This is a genomic window from Qipengyuania gaetbuli, assembly GCF_020524765.1.
GTDB lineage: Bacteria > Pseudomonadota > Alphaproteobacteria > Sphingomonadales > Sphingomonadaceae > Qipengyuania > Qipengyuania gaetbuli_A.
The window spans coordinates 17,019-38,294 of record NZ_JAIVLR010000003.1; the positions used below are offsets into that span (position 1 = coordinate 17,019).

20 protein-coding genes are annotated in these 21,276 nt (G+C 64.2%); 6 read left to right on the plus strand and 14 right to left on the minus strand.

All coding sequences use genetic code 11. The features are described from left to right. Positions 1 to 14 precede the first annotated feature (14 nt). The 7 genes from proS to radA form a co-directional block, all read right to left on the minus strand. Positions 15 to 1,556: a proline--tRNA ligase gene (gene proS / locus LC083_RS13295; protein WP_226700827.1), complete on the minus strand. Its 1,542-nt coding sequence runs from the start codon at positions 1,554 to 1,556 to the stop codon at positions 15 to 17. Between the two features lie 48 nt (positions 1,557 to 1,604). Further along, the gene (gene phaR / locus LC083_RS13300; RefSeq protein ID WP_160607115.1) at positions 1,605 to 2,153 is read right to left on the minus strand and encodes a polyhydroxyalkanoate synthesis repressor PhaR; all 549 of its coding nucleotides are present in this window, start codon (positions 2,151 to 2,153) and stop codon (positions 1,605 to 1,607) included. A 76-nt stretch (positions 2,154 to 2,229) separates the two neighbouring features. Further along, on the minus strand, positions 2,230 to 3,267 hold the full coding sequence (alr, locus tag LC083_RS13305) for an alanine racemase (protein WP_226700828.1): 1,038 nt from the start codon (positions 3,265 to 3,267) through the stop codon (positions 2,230 to 2,232). Further along, a complete protein-coding gene (locus LC083_RS13310) occupies positions 3,260 to 4,897 on the minus strand; it encodes an MFS transporter (RefSeq protein ID WP_226700829.1) in 1,638 nt (545 codons plus the stop codon). Before LC083_RS13310 ends, alr begins: the two co-directional genes overlap by 8 nt. Before the next feature lie 40 nt (positions 4,898 to 4,937). After that, positions 4,938 to 5,366 (minus strand): iron-sulfur cluster assembly scaffold protein, encoded by a 429-nt coding sequence (locus LC083_RS13315; protein WP_226700830.1) that lies wholly within the window; start codon positions 5,364 to 5,366, stop codon positions 4,938 to 4,940. After that, a complete protein-coding gene (locus LC083_RS13320) occupies positions 5,363 to 5,899 on the minus strand; it encodes a CvpA family protein (RefSeq protein WP_224830473.1) in 537 nt (178 codons plus the stop codon). Before LC083_RS13320 ends, LC083_RS13315 begins: the two co-directional genes overlap by 4 nt. A gap of 17 nt (positions 5,900 to 5,916) precedes the next feature. Continuing rightward, positions 5,917 to 7,284 (minus strand): DNA repair protein RadA, encoded by a 1,368-nt coding sequence (radA, locus tag LC083_RS13325; protein WP_226700831.1) that lies wholly within the window; start codon positions 7,282 to 7,284, stop codon positions 5,917 to 5,919. Between the two features lie 71 nt (positions 7,285 to 7,355). Here radA and LC083_RS13330 point away from each other — a divergent pair, with 71 nt between their 5' ends. Then, positions 7,356 to 9,671, plus strand: coding sequence for a patatin-like protein (locus LC083_RS13330; RefSeq protein WP_226700832.1), 2,316 nt, complete (start codon positions 7,356 to 7,358; stop codon positions 9,669 to 9,671). A gap of 1 nt (position 9,672) precedes the next feature. Here the strand turns inward: LC083_RS13330 and LC083_RS13335 are convergent, their stop codons facing one another. The 3 genes from LC083_RS13335 to dnaK all read right to left on the minus strand — a co-directional run bounded on the left by LC083_RS13335 (position 9,673) and on the right by dnaK (position 13,739). Then, entirely contained in the window at positions 9,673 to 10,560 is an 888-nt protein-coding gene (locus LC083_RS13335; RefSeq protein ID WP_226700833.1) for an MBL fold metallo-hydrolase, read from the minus strand. Between the two features lie 61 nt (positions 10,561 to 10,621). Then, positions 10,622 to 11,746, minus strand: a complete 1,125-nt coding sequence (gene dnaJ, locus LC083_RS13340; protein ID WP_160607123.1) for a molecular chaperone DnaJ — start codon at positions 11,744 to 11,746, stop codon at positions 10,622 to 10,624. A gap of 67 nt (positions 11,747 to 11,813) precedes the next feature. Further along, on the minus strand, positions 11,814 to 13,739 hold the full coding sequence (dnaK, locus tag LC083_RS13345) for a molecular chaperone DnaK (protein WP_160607124.1): 1,926 nt from the start codon (positions 13,737 to 13,739) through the stop codon (positions 11,814 to 11,816). 179 nt (positions 13,740 to 13,918) lie between these two features. Here dnaK and LC083_RS13350 point away from each other — a divergent pair, with 179 nt between their 5' ends. From LC083_RS13350 to LC083_RS13360, 3 genes are all read left to right on the plus strand, one after another. After that, positions 13,919 to 14,398: a copper chaperone PCu(A)C gene (locus tag LC083_RS13350; protein WP_226700834.1), complete on the plus strand. Its 480-nt coding sequence runs from the start codon at positions 13,919 to 13,921 to the stop codon at positions 14,396 to 14,398. Positions 14,399 to 14,457: 59 nt separating this feature from the next. Then, on the plus strand, positions 14,458 to 14,934 hold the full coding sequence (locus LC083_RS13355) for a vgr related protein (protein WP_226700928.1): 477 nt from the start codon (positions 14,458 to 14,460) through the stop codon (positions 14,932 to 14,934). A gap of 79 nt (positions 14,935 to 15,013) precedes the next feature. Beyond that, positions 15,014 to 15,814, plus strand: coding sequence for a hypothetical protein (locus LC083_RS13360; protein ID WP_226700835.1), 801 nt, complete (start codon positions 15,014 to 15,016; stop codon positions 15,812 to 15,814). A 7-nt stretch (positions 15,815 to 15,821) separates the two neighbouring features. Here the strand turns inward: LC083_RS13360 and LC083_RS13365 are convergent, their stop codons facing one another. The 3 genes from LC083_RS13365 to hrcA are packed head-to-tail and all read right to left on the minus strand — an operon-like array spanning position 15,822 to position 19,243. Next, complete coding sequence (locus LC083_RS13365; protein WP_226700836.1) at positions 15,822 to 17,564, minus strand: DUF885 domain-containing protein; 1,743 nt, start codon at positions 17,562 to 17,564, stop codon at positions 15,822 to 15,824. A 23-nt stretch (positions 17,565 to 17,587) separates the two neighbouring features. Beyond that, positions 17,588 to 18,187 carry a nucleotide exchange factor GrpE gene (gene grpE, locus LC083_RS13370; RefSeq protein WP_224830482.1) on the minus strand — a complete coding sequence of 200 codons (600 nt, stop codon included), beginning with the start codon at positions 18,185 to 18,187 and terminating at the stop codon, positions 17,588 to 17,590. Between the two features lie 12 nt (positions 18,188 to 18,199). Beyond that, a complete protein-coding gene (gene hrcA, locus LC083_RS13375; RefSeq protein ID WP_226700837.1) occupies positions 18,200 to 19,243 on the minus strand; it encodes a heat-inducible transcriptional repressor HrcA in 1,044 nt (347 codons plus the stop codon). An 85-nt stretch (positions 19,244 to 19,328) separates the two neighbouring features. Between hrcA and rph the strand changes: the two genes are divergently transcribed. Continuing rightward, on the plus strand, positions 19,329 to 20,045 hold the full coding sequence (gene rph / locus LC083_RS13380) for a ribonuclease PH (protein ID WP_160609076.1): 717 nt from the start codon (positions 19,329 to 19,331) through the stop codon (positions 20,043 to 20,045). After that, positions 20,042 to 20,668 carry an RdgB/HAM1 family non-canonical purine NTP pyrophosphatase gene (rdgB, locus tag LC083_RS13385; protein WP_226700838.1) on the plus strand — a complete coding sequence of 209 codons (627 nt, stop codon included), beginning with the start codon at positions 20,042 to 20,044 and terminating at the stop codon, positions 20,666 to 20,668. Before rph ends, rdgB begins: the two co-directional genes overlap by 4 nt. On the opposite strand, the gene LC083_RS13390 is transcribed toward rdgB, so the two are convergent. Then, complete coding sequence (locus LC083_RS13390) at positions 20,665 to 21,108, minus strand: CAP domain-containing protein (RefSeq protein ID WP_226700839.1); 444 nt, start codon at positions 21,106 to 21,108, stop codon at positions 20,665 to 20,667. The genes rdgB and LC083_RS13390 overlap by 4 nt on opposite strands. Positions 21,109 to 21,276: the final 168 nt, after the last annotated feature.

Below are 21,276 nucleotides of genomic sequence, written 5' to 3' on the forward strand. Positions count from 1 at the left end.
GCGCTCAGATCAAGCTAGTATGCCTTCGCCAGCAGCACGCGTTCGATCGCCGGCTTGCCGGTGAAGATGCATACGCCGTCTGCGGGCCTTGAACCGAGCGGCACGTTGCGCATGGTCAGCTTGAGCGCCTTGAGGCGTTCGACGACCTGTTCCAGTTCCGCGCCGGTGGGCTTCGACCACTGCACCTCGACCCAGCCCGGATAACGGGATGCGGCGAAGAACTTCTCCACCTCGGCGAATTCGGTCACGCCGCGCGTGATGTTCGCCTCGCGGCGCTCCTGCGCTTCGGAGAAGATCGCGGCCTGCATATCGCCAAGGATGGCGGGAATGCTCTGTCCCGCTTCAACGCGCGTCGGGGTCTGGAAATCGGGCTTTCCGGTCGTCTCGTCCCATAGGCGGTCGCGCCGCAGCAGGCTGACGACGCCGTTTTCCATGTCGCGGCCACCGACCTCGACGATGATCGGGGCGCCCTTGCGCACCCAGTCCCAGCGCTTGGCCGCAGCCTTGCCGGGGCGAGTGTCGAGCAGCACGCGGATCGGCTCGCCAACAGCGAACTGGGCGGCGAGCGTTGCACGCAGCGCTTCGCAATATTCGACCAGTGCATCGTCTTCCGGCTTGTCGCGCAGCATCGGCAGGATCACGACCTGCTGCGGAGCAATCTTCGGCGGCAGGCGCAGGCCGTCATCGTCGCCGTGCGTCATGATGACGCCGCCCACCATGCGGGTCGAAACACCCCAGCTGGTGGTGTGGCACAGGCTCTCGCCGCCTTCCCTGTTCTGGTACTTGATGCCGCTGGCATGCGCGAAATTGGTGCCGAGATAGTGGCTGGTGCCGGCCTGCAGGGCCTTGCCGTCCTGCATCATGGCCTCGATCGACCAGGTCTCGACCGCACCCGGGAAACGTTCGTTCTCGGGCTTTTCGCCGGCGATGACGGGAAGTGAAAGATCCTCTTCCGCAAAGGCGCGGTAGACTTCGAGCATGGTCAGCGTGTGCTCGCGAGCCTCGGCCTCGTCGGCATGGGCGGTGTGCCCTTCCTGCCAGAGGAATTCACTGGTGCGCAGGAACATGCGAGTGCGCATTTCCCAGCGCACGACGTTGGCCCACTGGTTGAGCTTCAGGGGCAGGTCGCGCCAGCTCTGCACCCAGCGCGCCATCGCATCGCCGATGATCGTTTCCGAGGTGGGGCGGACGACCAGCGGCTCTTCCAGCTTCGCTTCGGGATCGGGGATCAGCCCGCCTTCCGGCCCAGCAATCAGGCGGTGGTGCGTGACGACCGCCATTTCCTTGGCGAAGCCTTCGACATGCTCGGCCTCGCGCTCGAAATTCGACAGCGGAATGAAGATCGGGAAATAGGCGTTGGAATGGCCCGTCGCCTTGATCCGGTCATCCAGGAGGCGCTGCATGCGTTCCCAGATGCCGTAGCCCCACGGGCGGATGACCATGCAGCCGCGCACCCCCGATTCCTCGGCCATTTCGGCGGCGGAGATGACTTCCTGGTACCAGGCGGCGAAGTCGTCGGCGCGCTTGGTGTTCAAGGCATGGCGAATCTGGGCCACGGGGCAATTCCTGTATCTGGGTGGGTGTCGGCGCGCGGGCCGATGCAATTATTTGCCGAGTTCGTCCAGCTTCTTCTGCATGGCGGCCATCTGCTTGCGCATCTCGGCCAGCTCGTCGGCCTGGTCCGGCTTCGGCGGCGATTTGCGCGCACCCGGGATCAGCGCCTCGGCGGCGTTCTGCATCATCTTGAAGTTGGCTTCCGCCATCTTGGCGAGCGGATTGGCCTCGATCCCCTTGGCGAAGGCGGCTTGCAGCTGTTCGCGGTTCTTGCGGAAATTCGCCATGCTGGCTTCGAGATAGCTCGGCATCATCGACTGCATCGAATTGCCGTACATGGAGATGAGGTCGCGCAGGAAGCTGACCGGCAGCATCTGCTGCGATCCGTGGCTTTCCTCTTCCACGATGATCTGGGTCAGGATCGTATGGGTGATGTCGTCGCCGCTCTTGGCGTCGAGCACCTGGAAGTCGACATTCTCGCGGACCATCTTCGCCAGGTCGTCGAGCGTGATGTAGCTGGACGTGTCGGTGTTGTAGAGCCGACGGTTGGCGTACTTCTTGATCGTGATCGGTTCGCCTTCGGCGGTCCGCTTTGCCATGGATTGCTTCCCCCAATCTATTGTGCAGTGCAGCCCTGCTTAGCAGCCGCACAATGTGCAGCGCAACACGAGAGATTCAGCGGGCGAAGCGGTGTCCCAGAATGGTCAGCAATTCGTATTGGGAAACAGCAGTTTGCTGCGCAGCATCGGGCAGGTAATAGGGCAGTTCGACCCAGTCGCCCTCTCCGATCTCGGGAGCTGCGCCGAGGTCGATCACGATCATGTCCATCGAGACCTTGCCCAGGATCGGGAGCCTGCGACCCTCGTGTTCGAACGCCGCGCCGACCCATGCGCGCAGGATGCCGTCGGCATAGCCGAGCGAGACGACGCCGGTCCGCATCGTGGTTTGCGCGGTGAAGGTGGCGTTGTAGCCGACCGTCTCCCCGGCCTCGATCGTCCGCGTCTGGATTATCGCTGCTCGCGGAGTGGCGACCTGCCTGATCTGGCCGGCAAGCTCCTCGCGCGGGACACCGCCATAGAGCGAGAGGCCCGGGCGGGTCAGGTCGAAATGATAGTCGGGCCCAAGGGCAATGCCTGCGCTATTGGCAAGGCTCTTGGCCATGTGCGGGATCAGCTGCGCCACGGCGTTGAACCGGTCGCGCTGGGCCGCGTTCATGGGGCTGTCCTCGTCCGCGCAGGCGAGATGGCTCATGAGGACCTCGACCTGCAGCGAACGGATCACCGGGTCGGCAGCCTCGGCAGGGCTGATGCCGAGCCGGTTGATCCCCGTGTCCACCATGAGATGGCACGAACCGCCGCCACTCTCGCTCCACAGCCTTGCCTGCAGGAGGGAATCGATTACCGGCCTCACGCCCGTCTGGCGCGCAAAGGCCGCATCGGCGGCGCTCTGGGGGCCGTGGAGAACGGCGACCTGTTCAGGCGGCACATGTGCGACGACCGCAGGAACTTCGGACCAGTGGGCGACGAAGAAATCGCGGCACCCGGCATCGCGCAGGACCGGCACACAGTGTTCGACGCCCAGGCCGTAGCAATTGGCCTTCACTGCCGCCCCGGCGCGCGCAGACCCGCTCAACCGGTCGAGCGTGCGCCAGTTGTGCGCCAGCGCCTCGCGATCAATATCGAGCCGGAGTGTGGGCGGTGGAAGGTCAGCCATTGGCCTCTTCAAAGTCCTTGGGCGGTCCGTCGGGAATGCCCCACCAGGCGACAACCAGGCCGAAAGCGACGACGGCGATGGTGTACCACAGGCCCGAATACACATCGCCCGTCATGGCCACGATGTAACCGGCAATCAGCGGCAAGAACCCGCCGAGGTAGCCTGCACCGATGTGGTAGGGGATGGACATGGAACTGTAGCGGATGCGCGCGGGGAACATCTCGCACAGCAGCGCGGCCACCGAGCCATAAGTCAGCGCCGACAGCATGCCGCAAACCAGCAGCAGGCCGATGATGCCGAGAATGCTCGATATCGGCGGAGACTGCCGTTCGAAGCTGTAGCCGCCCTCTTCCAGCCAGCCCTGGATCGTCGCGCGGCGGTCAGCATCGCCCAGCGCCGCATAGCTATGGCGCGCTTCGCCGACGGCAATCGCGGCAGCCGCTTCGCCCGTCGCCGGCGCGCCGGTGTCGATCGTATAGGGCACGCCAAACGCGGTCAGATCCTGCAGCACGCGGCCGCAGGCGCTCGCCTGTACCTCGGCAAAGGGATCGTAGTCGCACTGGATGCCGCTGACGGTGACAGGCGCCGCCTTGGCGCTGGCCGACAGGCCGGGGTTCGCAAGCGCTCCCATCCCCCAGAACACGGGGAATAGCAGCACGAGCGAGGCAATCGCGCCGATGATAATGGGCTTCTTGCGCCCCACACGGTCGGACCATTTCCCGACCATGATGTAGAACGCCATCGAGATGGTGCCGGCGATCAGCAGCATCCATTCGACGATGCCCTCCTCGACTCGCATCGGACCGCGCAGGAACGACAGGCCCGAGAAGAACGCGGTGTACCAGATCGTCGTCAGGATGCCGGTGATGCCGAACAGCGCGACGAAGATGCGCTTCGGATTGCCCGGATAGGTCATGCTTTCCTTGAACGGGTTGGCCGAAGTTTCGCCCGCTTCCTTCATGGCCTGGAACACCGGGCTTTCGGACAGCTTCAAGCGCATCCACAAAGATATGCCGAGCAGGATGATCGAGAGCAGGAAGGGGATACGCCAGCCCCATTCAGCGAAATCTTCCGCCGGAATAAGCGCGCGGCAGGCGAGCACCACGATGATCGACAGGACAAAACCGCCGACCACGCTCGCCTGGATGAAGCTGGTGTAGAAGCCGCGCTTCTCCGGCGGGGCATGCTCGGCAACATAGATGGCCGCGCCGCCATATTCGCCGCCCAGTGCCAGCCCCTGGAGGATCCTCAGTCCGATGACGATGATCGGCGCTGCCAGCCCGATGCTCGCCGCGCTGGGGATCAGGCCGACACCGGCGGTCGCAACACCCATGAGGGTGACCGTCACGAGGAAAGTATATTTGCGCCCGAGCCTGTCGCCAAGGAAGCCGAACAGGATCGCGCCAAGCGGGCGGAAGCCGAAACCGACGGCGAAACCTGCCCAGACGAGCAGGACCTGCAGCGTCTCGTTATCGCTCGGGAAGAAGGCAGCGCCGATCAGGCCGGCCAGCGTTCCGTAGATGAAGAAATCGTACCATTCGAAAATCGTGCCGGCACTGCTGGCGGCGATGACGAGGCGGATTTCCTTTTCGGTCGGCTCCCTTTGCAGAGCCCCCTCACCTGCGGACATGCTTGCGCTCCCCTTCCAGTTCTCTCGAGCGAAGCGCGGTTTAGCGAGCGTCGCCAGCCTTGCCTAGCGCGTCCAAGGCCGCTCTCCACGGCAGCAGGATCGCGCCATGGCGACCGGGATACTCTTTCGCAGGTTCTAGCATCGCCAGGTCAGGCCAGTCCGGCAGCGCCCCGTCACCCGAAAGCCAGTCCTCTATTTCGGACGGCATGGCCATCAACCGGTCGCGGCCCGCATCGCCGCAATGGCGCGCGAAGATCGCGCTGGCCGCCTGCCCCACGGCACAGGCCGTGACCTTCAGGCCAGGAGCGTTGAACGCCGGATCGGCGGAAAGCGCTAGCGTGCTGCCACAGCTGCGCGAGCGGCTTTCACCCTGCAGCGGCGCATCGGGATCGTAGGGATATCGCGCCAGTTCGACCGCGAGAGACAGGAGGGCGGGTGAATAGAGTGCGCCGCCCGGTGCGGCGCTCACTCTTCGGTGACCTCTTCCGCGGCCCGTTCTTCGCCGAGCAGGCGGGCGCGGCGTTCGGCGAGCACTTCGACGAGCGTACGTGAGCCGCCGTCGACCAGCTCATAGCTGCGCGCGGTCGTGATCCATGCCGGACGGCCGCGATAATCCCACACGCTGTCATAGCCCAGCACCAGCAGCGAGAAGGCGATTACGACGATAACCACGCCTTTCAATGCTCCGAAACCGAAACCGAGCACGCGGTCGATCGGCCCGAGAACGGAACCGCGCGAAGCCTTGCCGACGTTGTTGGCGATCACTTTCATCGCGGCATAGGGGATCAGCAGCAGCAGTGCGAAGGCGAGGACCGAGGTCGCAATGCCCTGCCCCAGGAAATCCTGCATGGCGAGAGTAAGCGGGGTGTGCAGGAAACGGATCGCGAAGGCTGCAAGAACCCATGCAGCAAGCGACAGCACTTCCTGCATGAAACCACGCATGAAGCCGCCCACTGCGGCCACTCCCACGATCAGGAGAACGATGAAGTCAAAACCCGTCATAGACCCGACGATGGTGCTTATTGCGTCCCAATAATCCGGTCAACGAGGTTGGAGAGTTGTCCCAAGCCCGAGTAATCGAGTTCTGCCGAGCCGGTCTTTGCATCGGACGGACCGAAACCGCGTCCGAAACCCAGCTTGGCAGCTTCGCGCAAGCGGACATTGCCATGCGCGACAGGACGCACTTCGCCTGCAAGACTTACCTCGCCCAGCCAGACGCTGCGATCGGGTAGTGGTTTGTCTGCCAGCGCGCTCACGAGCGCGGCGGCAACCGCAAGGTCGGCGGCAGGGTCCGACAGGCGATATCCACCTGCAACATTCAGATAGACTTCCGCCGAGCTGAAATTCAGCCCGCAGCGCGATTCCAGCACGGCCAGCAACATGGCGAGACGGCCATTGTCCCATCCCACCACGGCACGGCGCGGCGTAGCGCCCGATTGCAAACGCACGATCAGGGCCTGGATTTCCACCAGTACCGGCCGGGTTCCCTCCATCGCCGGAAACACCGCACTGCCCGCCATGAGCTGGTCGCGTCCCGACAGGAACAGCATCGAGGGATTCTCGACCTCTTCCAGCCCCTCGCTAGCCATGGAGAAAACGCCGATCTCGTCGACCGCACCGAAGCGGTTCTTCAGCGCGCGCAGGATGCGGTACTGGTGCGAGCGTTCGCCTTCGAAGCTCATCACCACGTCGACCATGTGTTCGAGCACGCGCGGTCCGGCGATACTGCCGTCCTTGGTGACGTGGCCGACCAGCACCAGAGCCACGCCGTTTTCCTTGGCGTAGCGGATCAGTTCGAACGCGCATCCGCGCACCTGGCTGACCGTGCCGGGTGCACCCTCGATCGTGTCGGAATGCATCGTCTGGATGGAATCGATCACGAGGAACTTGGGCGGGGCCATCGTGCCGAGCGTGGTCAGGATGTCGCGCACGCCCGTTGCAGCGGCCAGCTTGACTGGCGCATCGGAGAGGCCGAGCCGCGATGCGCGCATCCTCACCTGCCCCGCTGCCTCTTCGCCGCTGACATAGACGACACCGTGCCCTTCGCGCGCGACCTTCGCCGCAGCCTGCAGCAGCAGCGTCGATTTGCCGATTCCGGGATCGCCGCCCATCAGGATCGCGCTGCCCGGCACTAGGCCGCCGCCAAGGGCCCGGTCGAATTCGGCCAATCCGGTCTTCTGGCGAACGGGCATTTCTCCCGGTTTGTCGAGGTCCACGAATTCCACCGCGCGACCGCCGCTCGACAGATCGTGCTTCAGCGAGAAGACCGTCGCGGGCGCATCTTCGACCAGCGTGTTCCACTCGGCACAATCGGCGCACTGGCCCTGCCAACGGTGCGAAACACCGCCACAGGCCTGACAGACATAGCGTTTCTTGGGTTTAGCCATCCACAAGAGCTAGCCGGAACATTTGAGGAACGCAATTGCCAATCCATGCGATGATGTGCACAAGGATGCCGATGCGGCAGAAGGAACTGAGGATCGCGCTCGTCTGCTACGGCGGGGTCAGCCTGGCGGTCTATATGCACGGCGTCACGCGGGAGCTTTGGCACCTCGCCCGCGCCAGCCGCGATTACCATTCCGGCGCCGCGCCCCGCAGCGGGGTGGACGGGGTCTACACCGAACTGCTGGCCGCCATCGAAGAGAAGCATGCCCTGCGCCTGCGCGTCGTACCTGACATCATGAGCGGCGCCAGTGCTGGCGGCATCAATGCTGTCTTCCTCGCGCAGGCCATCTATTCGGGGCAGAGCCTGGAGCCGCTGACCGACCTGTGGCTGGAAGTCGCCGATGTCGACATTCTCACCGATCCCGATGCCAAGCTTCGCTGGCGTGGCGGCAAGATCTGGGCGCAGCCGGTTGCCAGCTTCATCCTCAGCCGTCCGGGTACCGAACTGGCCGAACAGGTCGCTCCCGAGACGCGTGTCGAGGTGCGGCGCAAGGTATCGCACCTTATTCGTGGCCGCTGGTTCGAGCCGCCCTTTTCGGGGCTCGGTTTCTCCAAACTGCTGGAACGCGCGTTCACGGCCATGGCGGCAGCGCCGCACGAAGCCCCGCTCTTGCCGCCAGGCCACCCGCTCGATCTCTTCGTCACGACGACGGACTTCCACGGTTATCGCGAACTGCTGCGGCTCAACAGCCCTGCAGTGGTAGAGGATACCGAACACCGCCTGCCCATTGCGCTGAGGGCCAAGACCCCGCTCGAAGGCGGGCACGATCTGGCCAACCCGCTCGAACTGGTCTTTGCAGCCCGCGCGACTGCGAGTTTTCCCGGTGCCTTCCCTCCGCTGAGGGTCAAGGAAATCGACCTGCTGGCAGCCGAAACTGGCAGGCACTGGCCGGGCAAGGCGGATTTCCTCGACCGGATCATGCCGGTCCATGTCATGCGCGGGGAGACGCAGAATGTCTCGCTGATCGACGGGTCGGTGTTGGTCAACAAACCGTTCGCCGGGGCCATGACCGCGCTGCGTGGCCGCCCTGCCCAGCGCGAGGTGGATCGCCGCTTCGTCTATGTCGATCCGCGCCCCGAGGGCCTCAATCCGCGCGACGAAAGGCTGGCGCGCGATGTCGGGTTCTTCTCCGCCATTTTCGGCTCGCTCTCCACGATCCCGCGCGAACAACCGATCCGCGACAACCTCGAACAGTTGCAGGAACAGAGCCGGGAGGCGGAACGGCTCGGCCGTATCGTCGCAGCGCTCCGTCCGGAAGTCGATGCCACGGTCGAGCGCCTTTTCGGACGCACGCTCTTTCTCGACCGTCCCACGCCAAAGCGGCTCAAGGCGTGGCGACAGAAAGCCCAGCAGGCTGCCGCGCAGCAGGCGGGGTATGCCTTCCACTCCTATGCGCAGGCCAAGTTCAGCGGCATCGTGACGCGCCTTGCGCGGCTCGCGTACGAGGCGGCGCCATCGCTCCACCTGCCCGATCCTCTGGCAGTGGAGGAAGTGCTACGGGAAGAATTGGGCCGCCGCGGCCTGGTGAAGCTATCCGAAGGCACTTCCGGCGCAACGCCCGAGGCGATCGGCTTCTTCCGCGAACACGACATCGGTTTCCGCGTCCGCCGCCTGCGATTGCTGGCGCGCCGGCTCGCCCGCGACTGGGAGGCTGATCCCGATATCCCCGACGATGCGCTGGAGAAAGGTCGCGACGCAATCTACGCGATACTCGCGCTCTATTTCGAGAAGGAAGGCGTTGCCTCGCTCGGCGACGATTTTGGGGACGTGGCGCAGCATGTCCTCGCCGATCCGGGGCGGCTGCTCGACACGCTGGATGCCAAGCGCCACCTGATCGAAACGGACGACGAGGCGGAGGTCATGCTGGCCGATGCGCTCGAGCTGATGCCGGCAAACCTCAAGCGGCGGATGCTGTTCGCCTATCTCGGCTTCCCGTTCTACGACGTCGCCACCTTGCCCCTACTGCGCAACGAGGGGCTGACCGAGTTCGATCCGGTCAAGGTGGACCGCATCAGCCCCGACGATGCGCGCAGCATCCGCGACGGAGGTACCTCGGCCACCCTGCGCGGCATCGAGTTCTACAATTTCGGCGCTTTCTTCAGCCGTTCCTATCGCGAGAACGATTATCTGTGGGGCCGCTTGCACGGGGCAGAACGGATGATCGACCTCGTCTGCTCCACGATGGAGCACGAGCATGACGAGCCGTTGCTGCGCACGTTCAAACGCAAGGCGTTCCTCGCCATCCTCGACGAGGAATATGCCTCCGGGCGATGCGCGCGCAGCCTGCTCGACGAGGTACGCGCCGAGGTGCTCGAACGGGTGGTCTGACCTATTCCGCCTCGAGGCTCTGGTAGATTGCGGTGACGAAGGCATCGGGGCCGATGAAGCCCTCGCCCCGGTTGAACCCGGCCAGTGGCTTGGCAGCGACCGCTTCTTCCACACTGGCACCGCCATCCTTAAGCGTGCGAACCAGCCCGACCGCTTCACCGATCATCGCGCGGTAGGCGACGAGCCCGGCCTTGTCGCTCATCGGGCCGTGGCCCGGAATGACCTGTGTCTTGTCGTCGATCGCCCGAATGACCGTATCGAGCGAGGTCATCGCATGAAGCACGTTGCCGCCCGATTCCAGGTCGATGAAGGGATAGCCCGGGCTGTTGAAATAGAGATCGCCCATGTGGACGATGTTGTCTTCCTTCCAGAACACCACGCTGTCGCCATCGGTGTGACCGCCGCCGACGAACATCACGTCGATCGTGTCGCCGTTGCGATGCATGCGGACACCCTGTTCATAGGTCACGACGGGCAGTGCTGCAGCGGGCGCGGGCGGCACCTCGAAGCGCCCGGAGCTTCCCTCAATCATGCGCGCGCGGACGTTGTGATGCGCAAAGATGAGCGCGCCCTTCTCGCCGAAATTCTCGTTCCCGCCGGTGTGGTCGAAATGCCAGTGCGTGTTGATGACGAAGGCGGTGGGCGAGGCACCGAGGCCGGCGACTGCAGCCTCGATCTTCTCGCTGAGCGGGGCGAACTGGTCGTCGATCAGGATGGTGCCGTCCTCGCCATGGCTCACCCCGATGTTGCCCCCTGCGCCAAACAGCACCGCGATGCCGGGCGCGAGCTCCTGCGCCTTGACTTCGACCTGGCTGAAATCGCGTTGGGCATGGACGGGCGAGGCAAGGAGCACGGCTGCCCCTGCCAGAAAGATGGCTTTGCTGTTCATGAAGTCTCCCCTTTCGCAGCGACGCTAGAGGGGAGCGAACAACCTGTCGAGCCTGCGCGGATCAACCGCCGAAAGCGTCCTTCAGCTTGTCGAAGAAGCTGCGGCTTTCCGGGCATTCGTCGCCGGTTTCCAGTTCGCGGAACTGTTCGAGCAGCGCGCGCTGTTCCTTGGTCAGCTTCGTCGGAGTTTCGACCGCGATTTCCACGACCATGTCGCCGCGCCCGCGTCCCTGGAGGACCGGCATGCCTGCACCGCGCTGGCGCAGCTGCTTGCCCGACTGGATGCCGGCCGGGATTTCCAGCGTGAGTTCTTCGCCGTCGAGGCCGGGGATTTCGATCGAGCCGCCAAGTGCAGCCTTGGTGAAGCTGATCGGCACACGGGTCGCCAACGTGGTGCCTTCGCGCACAAAGATCGGGTGCTGCTTCACATGAACGAAGATGTAGAGGTCGCCGGGGGCCGCGCCGCGCGGACCGGCTTCGCCCTTGCCCGACAGGCGGATGCGCGTGCCGGTATCGACGCCGGGCGGAATATCGATCTGCAGCTTCTGCGGACGGTCGACCTGGCCTTCACCGCGGCAATCGCGGCAGGGGCTGGTGATGATCTCGCCGGCACCGTGGCAGTTCGGACAGGGCCGCTCGACGACGAAGAAGCCTTGCTTTGCGCGGACCTTGCCCTGCCCGGCGCACAGATTGCAGGTGCGTTTCTGCGTTCCCGGCGTAGCGCCAGAACCCTGGCAGGTGTCGCAGGTCTGGCTGACTTCGATCTCGATTTCGGAAGACTTGCCGTGGAAGGCTTCTTCCAGCGTGACTTCCATGTCGTAGCGCAGGTCGGCGCCGCGGCGTGCCTGCGCACGGCCACCGCCACCGAAGGCGCTGCCGAAAATGGTCTCGAAGATATCGCCGATGTCGCCGAAATCGGCGCCCGGATGGCCGCCGCCACCGCCGTTCATGCCCTGCGTGAAAGCGGCATGGCCGAAGCGGTCGTAGGCCGCGCGCTTCTGCGGGTCCTTGAGGCAGTCATAGGCTTCGGAGACGGCCTTGAACTTGGCCTCGTTCTCCTTGCAGCCCTGGTTACGGTCGGGATGGTATTTCATCGCGAGCTTGCGATAGGCGGACTTGATCGTCGCCCCGTCGGCATCGCGGCTCACCCCGAGCTGCTCGTAATAGTCGATATCGGTCGCTGACATGGTTCAAATGCCTAGCCGCCACCGGGACCAAAGGGCACCGGCGGCGGCGAGGTTTTCATCAACAGTCTCAGTTCTTCGCGTCTTCGTCGACTTCGGAGAATTCGGCGTCGACGACTTCTTCGTCGCTGCCTGCATCGCCGCCGTCGCCGGCTGGAGCTTCGGAAGAGGCCTTGGCCTGCTCCTGCTCGTAGATGGACTGGCCCATCTTCATGGCCGACTGCGAAAGTTCCTGCGCCTTGGCATTGATGTCTGCTGCATCATCGCCTTCGAGCGCGGTCTTGAGCGCTGCGACCTTTTCTTCGACTTCGCTCTTCAGCGAAGCGTCGATCTTGTCGCCATGCTCTTCGAGCTGCTTTTCGGTCGCGTGGACGAGGCTGTCTGCCTGGTTGCGGGCTTCGGCACCTTCGCGGCGCTTCTTGTCCTCGTCGGCGAACTTTTCCGCATCCTGCACCATCTGCTCGATATCGGCGTCGGTGAGACCACCGGAGGCCTGGATGCGGATCTGCTGTTCCTTGCCGGTGCCCTTGTCCTTGGCCGACACGTTGACGATGCCGTTGGCGTCGATGTCGAAAGTGACCTCGACCTGCGGCACGCCGCGCGGTGCGGGCGGGATTCCGACCAGGTCGAACTGGCCGAGCAGCTTGTTGTCCGCAGCCATTTCACGCTCGCCCTGGAACACGCGGATCGTCACGGCCTGCTGGTTGTCTTCAGCGGTCGAGTAGGTCTGCGTCTTCTTGGTCGGGATCGTCGTGTTGCGATCGATCATGCGGGTGAACACGCCGCCCAGCGTCTCGATGCCGAGCGACAGCGGGGTCACGTCGAGCAGCAGCACGTCCTTGACGTCGCCCTGGAGGACGCCGGCCTGGATGGCTGCACCCATGGCGACGACTTCATCGGGGTTCACGCCGGTGTGCGGCTTGGAACCGAAGAAGCCTTCGACCACTTCGCGCACCTTGGGCATGCGGGTCATGCCGCCGACCATGATGACTTCGTCGATCTCGTCCTTTGTGACACCGGCATCGGCCAGCGCCTTTTTGCACGGCTCGAGCGTGCGCTGGATGAGGTCGCCGACCATCTTTTCGAGGTCCGAACGGCTGATCGTTTCCACCAGGTGCAACGGGGTGGATGAGCCACCTTCCATGCGCGCGGTGATGAAGGGCAGGTTGACTTCGGTGGTCTGGGCCGAGCTCAGCTCGATCTTGGCCTTTTCCGCCGCTTCCTTGAGGCGCTGCAGAGCGAGCTTGTCGCTCTTCAGGTCCATGTTTTCCTTCTTCTTGAACTGGTCGGCCAGCCATTCGACGATCGCGCTGTCGAAGTCTTCGCCGCCCAGGAAGGTGTCGCCATTGGTCGACTTCACCTCGAACACGCCGTCGCCGATCTCGAGGATCGAGACGTCGAAGGTGCCGCCGCCAAGGTCGTAGACGGCAATCGTCTTGCCATCGTCCTTCTCGAGGCCATAGGCCAGCGCGGCCGCGGTCGGCTCGTTGATGATGCGCAGCACTTCGAGACCCGCGATCTGGCCGGCGTCCTTGGTCGCCTGGCGCTGCGCGTCGTTGAAGTATGCGGGAACGGTGATGACGGCCTGCGTCACGGTTTCGCCGAGATAGCTTTCGGCGGTTTCCTTCATCTTCTGGAGGATGAAGGCAGAGATCTGCGAGGGGCTGTAATCTTCGCCGCCGGCCTTGACCCATGCGTCGCCGTTCTTGCCCTTGACGATGTCATAAGGGACCAGCTCTGTGTCCTTCTTGGTCACCGGGTCGTCGAAGCGGCGGCCGATCAGGCGCTTGACCGCGAATACCGTGTTGTCGGGATTGGTGACCGCCTGGCGCTTGGCAGGCTGGCCGATCAGGCGCTCGCCATCCTTGGTGAAGGCGACGATCGAGGGCGTGGTACGCGCGCCTTCGGAATTCTCGATGACCTTGGGCTTTCCGCCGTCCATCACGGCAACGCAGCTGTTGGTGGTGCCGAGGTCGATACCGATTACTTTAGCCATGGTTTCCCCATAAGTTTCACATTGTTGGACACCGCGCGATTGGATCCCCACGAAGGGCGGAACCGGTCGGCGGCTCGTTCGGGTGGTGTGTTACTCAGGCGATATAGGTGCGGTTTCGCTTGGCACAAGGGAGGTCCCCCGCTAGTTTTTTCGGTCTCAGACAGGAGGGAAAATTACCGATGATGAAACCCGTTTTCGCCGCCATGATGCTTGCCGGGACCAGCCTCGGCCTCGCCGCCTGCGGCGGTGCAGAGACCGAAGTGCCTGCCGCAACCGATGATGCCGCCGGCCTCGAAATCGCCAATGCGCGCATGGTCCTGCCTGCTGTCGCCGGCAATCCGGCCGCGATCTACTTCGATCTCAAGAACAATGGCGAACGCGGCGTGGCCGTGCGCAAGGCCGAAGTCGCCGGTGCCGGCAAGACCGAAGTGCACGGCACGATGGAATGGGATGGCAAGATGGAAATGAGCGAGACGGGACCGCAGGCCGTGCAGCCCGGCGAAACGCTCAAGTTCGAACCCGGCGGCCTGCACGTCATGGTGTTCGACCTTTCGCCCGATCTTGTCGCGGGCAGCGAAACCGCGATGACCCTGACCGTCGCTGGCGGCAAGGCCGCGACCTTTAACGTCCCGATCCAGGAAGCCGGGGACGATCGCTGAACGACTTGCGCGACACGCTCGGGGTCGAAAGCCACGCCGCCGCTCCCGCGACTTGCGAAATCGGCGGGCAGCGGGCGCTCACCCCGGGCGAAGTCGCGCTTGCCCGCAGCGTGTTCGGGGATGCGATAGACTATGCCCGCGTGACCGTGCGCAGGCGCAAGTGGTTTCCTTTCCAGCCCCGACGCGTCACCATGGCGCCGCGGGGGCACCTGCATTTCCATCCGCACTCGGAAAACTATTGCGACGATTTCTCGCAGGCCAACGTGCTGCGCCAGGGGCTCTTCATCCACGAGATGGTGCATGTCTGGCAGGTGCAGACACTGGGCCAGTGGTATCTCGTCACACGGCGGATGCCCTGGGCCCGCTATGACTACAGCCTCAAGCCGGGGTGGAAGCTGGAACGCTATGGCATCGAACAACAAGCCGAAATCGTGAAGCACGCCTTCTGGCTGCGCAACGGGGTCAAGGTCGCCGGTGTCGCCGATGCGGCCCCTTATGAAATGCTCGTGAATTTTCCGGGTGTTGCGAAGGCTTAAGGGCAGCCATCCACCGGCCTGTTCATTCCAGCGACAGGTCCTATTGGCAAGGTGCCAGGGCTGAAAAGGGGAGCGCAAAGTGACGGTATCAAAAGCTATCTTCGGCCTTGCCGCTCTGGCCGCAATGACCGCGCCTACCGCACTCACTGCACAGGATCGCGACCAGAGTTCCGCTCTCATTGCCGAGGCTCTTGCAGAAGCCCGCCGTGCGCAGCCGAACATCGAGGTGCAGGCGCTCACCTGCGCAGAAAACCAGCGACAGATCGCGATCAGCGACGGGGTGACGATCCTCTACCCCTGCGGCCTCAGGGACGTGGTCGAGGACAGTTTCGACGCGACCATGCTCGTTACATTGCTGCTGGCAGAACCTGCCGCGATAATTCCGACATTCGACAAGGGCGTTCCTTTGCCCGAGGCCGTTGCGGCGATCGGTGCGGCAGCGCTTGGAGCGGGGCTCGACCCCGAAACCGGTGTCGAGAAAATCCAGCGCAACGCTTCTGCGCACACCGGCGAGCCCAGCCCGCCTCTTTCCGCCTATCTCGCGCGGGATTCCAAGGCGTTCAAGCAGGAGGTCGCCCGCGCCGAGAGCGAGGAAAGCCTCCGCCGGACCTCGGAACGCAGCGAGGAACGCCGCCGTGAACGCGCCGCCGAAGAACGGGCCGAGGAGCAGGCACAGGAAGCCCGTTACCGCTCGGTCACCGATTTCCTCAATCTGGCCCATGCGCAGGGCTTCTGTCCGGCCGACGGCCGCGCCTTCCTGAAGCGCGCGACAGCCTATTCGACCAGTCCGTTACAGAACGACCGCCCGATGGGCCTGTGGGCCGACGACCGGCGCCACGCGCTGGAGCCCTATCTCAACGACATGACCCGCTGCCGCTGAGGCGGCCCTAGTCGTAATTCACGCCGGGTAGCCCCTGCCCGCCATCGGCGATGAATGCATCGATCCGCTCTTCCAGCGCCGGAAGCGGGACGGAACCTAGCGAGAGCACCACATCGTGGAACTTGCGGATGTCGAACGCGGGCCCCAGCTCGCTTTCGGCCTTGGCGCGCACGCGGCGGATGGTCATCTCGCCCAGCTTGTAGGCCAGCGCCTGGCCCGGCCAACTGATGTAGCGATCGACCTCGGTCCCGACCTCGTGCTGCGACAGGGCGGTGCGCGAGGCGAGGTATTCCATCGCCTGTTCGCGGGTCCAGCCATAGTGGTGAATGCCCGTATCGATTACGAGCCGGACAGCGCGCCACATCTCGTAGCTCAGCTGGCCAAACCGTTCGTAGGGCGTGCGGTAGATGCCCATCTCGTTGCCGAGATATTCGGTGTAGAGGCCCCACCCCTCACCGAAACCGGAGAAATAGACTTGTCGGCGGAAAGCCGGTGCTTCCTCGCGTTCGAGCGCGATCGCGGCCTGGAAGGAATGGCCGGGCGCGCATTCGTGCAGCGTCAGTGCCGGAATATTGTAGACCGGCCGTGAAGGCAGGTCGTAAGTGTTGATCTGGCAGTAATCGAGCCCGCCCCGCCCTGCGGTATAGAACGGCGCGATGGCCGGATCGACGGGTCGCAGGCCGTTCCGGTAGCGGGGCAGGAAGCCGAAATATTCGTCCAAACGATCGTCCACGCGTTTTGCCGCATAGGCCGCAACGCCCATCAGTTCGTCTGCAGTCCCCGCAACGAATTGCGGATCGGTGCGGAGGAACTGCACGAATTCGGGAAGCGTGCCGGTAAAGCCGGCGTCCGCCTTCGCCTTCTCCATTTCCGCAGTAATCCGGGCGACTTCCGACAAACCGATCCGGTGGATCTCTTCCGCAGTCAGGTCCAGCGTGGTGTATTCTCTGATCTGCTGCGCGTAATAGGCCTGCCCTTCGGGCATCTCGCGCGCCCCGAGGCTAGTGCGCGTCTGCGGCAGATATTCCTCGCGGTAGAATTCGAGGAAATCGCGGTAGGCGGGTGTGACCACCTGTTCGATGATCTCGCGCGCTTCCTGCCGCAATGCACCTTGCTCGAACGAGGAGACGGTGAGCGGCGACATGACCGCAAACGCACCCCAGAAGGGGCTCTTTTCCGGGTCGTCGACGACATAGGCGGCAAGGCTGCGATCGCGACCTTCAAGCGTCACGCGCGGTACGCTGAACCCGCGCGCCAAGCCGGCGCGGGCATTGGCTTTCTGCTCGGCGAAGTAGCGCGGGATATCGCGCATCCGTTCGATATAGCGCCGGTATTCCTCCTCGCTTTGCAGGGGGAAGCGCTGGGCCAGATAGCTCCAGAAATTGTTGTCGCTGTCGAAAGGCATTTCCCACTCGCGGAAGCGGGCATCGCCGATTTCCGTTTCGAGCAGGTGGCGGAAAACCGCCGCATCAATCCTTCCCTGTGCCGACAAGGTCGCGGGGTCGATCTCGTCGAGGCGGGCCAGCATCTCCTCGGCATAACCGGCACGGGCCATGTTGGCTTCCGGCGTGACCGACCACAGCTGGGCGCCTTGCGAGGTCGAACCGTCGGCCTCCGCGACCTGCCCGTAATCGGCAAGGCGCTGCTTGTGCCAGCTGTCGGCCAGCGCCAGCACCGCCGCGTCGTCGGCCAGCGCGGGAGATGCACACAGGGCGGCAAGAACCGCCATCGATTTGAAAGCGGTCCTCATGCTCAACCCCTCGTCAGGCAAAATCAGTCGGGTTTCTTAGCGACGCCGACCATGGCCGGGCGCAGCAGGCGATCCTTGATCTTGTAACCTGCCTGCATCTCCTGGACGATAGTGCCCGGCTCGACCTCGTCGGTCGGGATTTCCATCATCGCCTGGTGCTCGTTCGGGTCGAGCGGCATGCCCATCGCAGCGACGCGGGTGATGCCGTTCTGGGTGAACACCTTGTCCAGCTCGCGGCGAGTCGCCTCGATACCCGCAATGAAGCCTTTCAGCTTCTCGTCTTCGCGCTGTTCCGCAGGAATGGCATCGAGCGCACGGCCGAGGTTGTCGGCCACGCTCAGGATATCGCGGGCGAAACCGGTTGCGGCATAGTTGCGCGCGTCCTGGATGTCCTTTTCCATGCGGCGGCGCACGTTCTGCGTTTCGGCGCGGGCATAAAGCGCATCCTGCTTGGCCGCTTCGAGGTCGCTGCGCAGGCTGGCGAGCGCATCTTCGAGCGAATCCGCTCCGCCTTCATCGTCCTCGCCATTGTCGCGCAGGTGTTCCGGCACGCCTTCCATCTCGCGCGCCACTTCTTCGTCGACCGCACTGTCCTGCGGTTCGTTGTTGTTTCCGTTGCTCACTGAATAACCCTGTCAGCCAATTCTCTTGCCCAATGATCGGGCCGTGAAATCCACCATGGGGACGACGCGCGCGTAATTCAACCGAGTCGGACCGATCACGCCCAGCACGCCGACCACCTTTCCGTCGCGGTCGCGGTAGGGCGCGGCGATGACGGAAGAGCCGGAAAGCGAGAACAGGCGGTTCTCGCTGCCGATGAAAATCCGCAAGGCTTCGGCCTCACGCGCGTTCTCCAGCAGGGCCGCCACCGATTGCTTGTTTTCCAGGTCGTCGAGGAGGGAACGCACCCGCTCGATGTCGGACAGGGCAGTCTCGTCGAGCAGGTTAGCCTGACCGCGCACGATCAGGACCGGCCTGTCGGCGGTGTCCTGCGTCCAGATCGCAAGCCCGCGCGCGACCAGATCGCGGCTCGCCTCGTCGAGCGCGCTGCGACCGCCTGCGATCTCCTGTTCCACCATGCGCGCCGCCTCGGCCAATGTCCGGCCGGAACTGCGAGCGGTGAGGTAATTGCTCGCCTGTTCGAGTGACACGCCGAGCGCGCCGGACGGCACAGCGAGTATGCGGTTCTCGACATGCCCATCTTCGCCCACCAGCACCGCCAGCACGCGGTTCGCATCGAGCGGTGTGAGCGAAATTTGCGACAGGCGCGGCTCGCGGCGGGGGACCATGACCATGCCCGCTGCCCCGGAAAGATCGGACAGGAGAGCGCTGGTTTCCTCCAGCGCGCGCTCGATCGGGCCGGGTTCCCCAAGGCGTTGTTCGATAGCCGCGCGCTCTTCGCGCGTCGGCTCGGCCACCTGCATCATGGCGTCCACGAACAGGCGCAGGCCGCTTTCGGTGGGCATCCTGCCGGCGCTGGTGTGCGGGGCCGCGAGCAGGCCGCGATGCTCGAGCTCGGCCAGCACCGAGCGGATCGAGGCTGGTGAAAGGTTCACTCCGCCCTCGCCCGCAAGCGCCTTCGACCCGACCGGCGTGCCGGTGTCGAGATATCCTTCGACCACGAGGCGGAAGATTTCGCGCGCGCGGTCGGACAGGTCGGTGAGCGCAGGGCCGTTCATACCCCCCTATCTAGCCGCTCCCCTTGCGGCCTCAAGGGGCTTGCGCCAAAGCCGTGCACGAGATTCGACTGCATTGGAGACACAAATGCGACCTTCCGGACGCGCGCCCGACGAGATGCGCGCCATCACCATCGAAACCGGCTACACCAAGCACGCAGAGGGCAGCTGCCTCATCAGTTTCGGTGAAACGAAGGTGCTGTGCACAGCCAGCGTCGAACGCAACGTACCGCCGTGGATGCGCGGAAAGGGCGAAGGCTGGGTCACGGGCGAATATTCGATGCTCCCCCGCGCGACCCATACGCGTGGCCAGCGTGAAGCGGCCAAGGGCAAGCAGAGCGGAAGAACACAGGAAATCCAGCGCCTTATCGGACGCAGTTTGCGCGCTGTCGTGGATCTGCGGAAGCTCGGCGAACGCCAGATCACGCTCGATTGCGACGTGATCCAGGCCGATGGTGGCACGCGGACGGCATCGATCTCGGGTGCATGGGTTGCTTTGCGCCTTGCTGTGGACGGCCTGATGAAGAGCGGCGACATCGTCGAGGACCCGATCAGCGCCAAGGTCGCCGCGATTTCCTGCGGCATCTACAACGGCACGCCGGTGCTCGACCTCGATTATCCCGAAGACAGCTCGGCCGATGCCGATGCGAATTTCGTGCTGATCGAAGGCGGCAAGATCGCCGAGGCGCAGGCCACGGCCGAAGGCGCTCCCTATGACGAGGAAGCCTTCCTGCGCCTCCTGCGCTTGGCCCAGATGGGCTGCGCCCAGGTCTTTCGCGCTCAGGACGAGGCGACCCGCAAGTGACCCGCCGGCTCGGTTCGGGAAGCCTCGTGATTGCCACGCATAATGCGGGCAAGCTGAAGGAGATTTCCGCCCTTCTCGCGCCCTATGGCGTGAAGTGCATCTCGGCGGGATCGCTGGGCCTTCCCGAACCAGCCGAAACCGGCACGACTTTCGTGCAGAACGCCCTGTTGAAGGCGCGTGCTGCGGCAGAGGCTTCGGGCCTTCCCGCACTGGCCGACGATAGCGGGTTGTCGGTCGACGCGCTGGACGGCCGTCCGGGCGTCTACACGGCGGACTGGGCTGAGCGGCAGTGGTTCGAAGGCGATCCCGGCCGCGACTGGTACATGGCCATGGGCAAGGTCGAAGGAATGCTGCAACAAAAGGGTGATGGGGTGGACCGTTCCTGCGCATTCCACTGCGTGCTCGCGATCGCATGGCCCGATGGCGAAATGGCGGTTTACGAAGGCACCGCGCCGGGCACGCTGACCTGGCCTCCGCGCGGCACGCTGGGCTTCGGCTACGACCCCGTGTTCGTGCCGAAGGGAATGGAACAGACTTTCGCGGAGATCGATCCGGAAGAGAAGCACCGCATCAGCCACCGCGCCGATGCCTTTGCCAAGCTCGTCGCAGAGCAGTTCGCCTAATAGGCTTTACGGCCCCAGACGTTGCCAGCGGGCCAGTACCGGCACACCAGCACGTCCCAGCCGTGGTCGTTCACGACCGAACAGCCGACTTCCTGCGTGTCGCGCCAGATGACCTGTGTGTAGTGGGCGACATCCGCCCATCTGCCGGTGCGCGAGATTTCAGGGAAGTTGCCGTGCCGGTAGTGCCGCTTCTCGTCGATGAACATGTTGACCATGGTTTCGACCGGCCACTGTCCCGCCGTACCCATCCACAGGTTCTCGCCCGTGCCGTTACGCACCGCGTTGTCGGCGTGCTGGAGCCTGCCCATGCTGGCAAGCTCGTGCCCCCACTGCTTGGCCTCGCGTTCCAGCGCACGGTTCCACTTGAGCTTCGGCAGGCCCAGAGCCTCACGCTCGCGGTTGTGGAGCGCAAGGATATGCGAGGCCTGGCGATCGCTCATCCGGTTGTCATATCGCGCTTCGGGCAGCCCAGATGCACTGCGCGCGCTTGCGGCAACGCCGGCACCCGTGGCACAGAGCATTCCGAGAGATGCCAATACGGCAGCAAGAAGTTTCGACCCGTCCATTGCCCGCGATTAAACATCGCGCACCTTAAAGTTCGTTGAAGG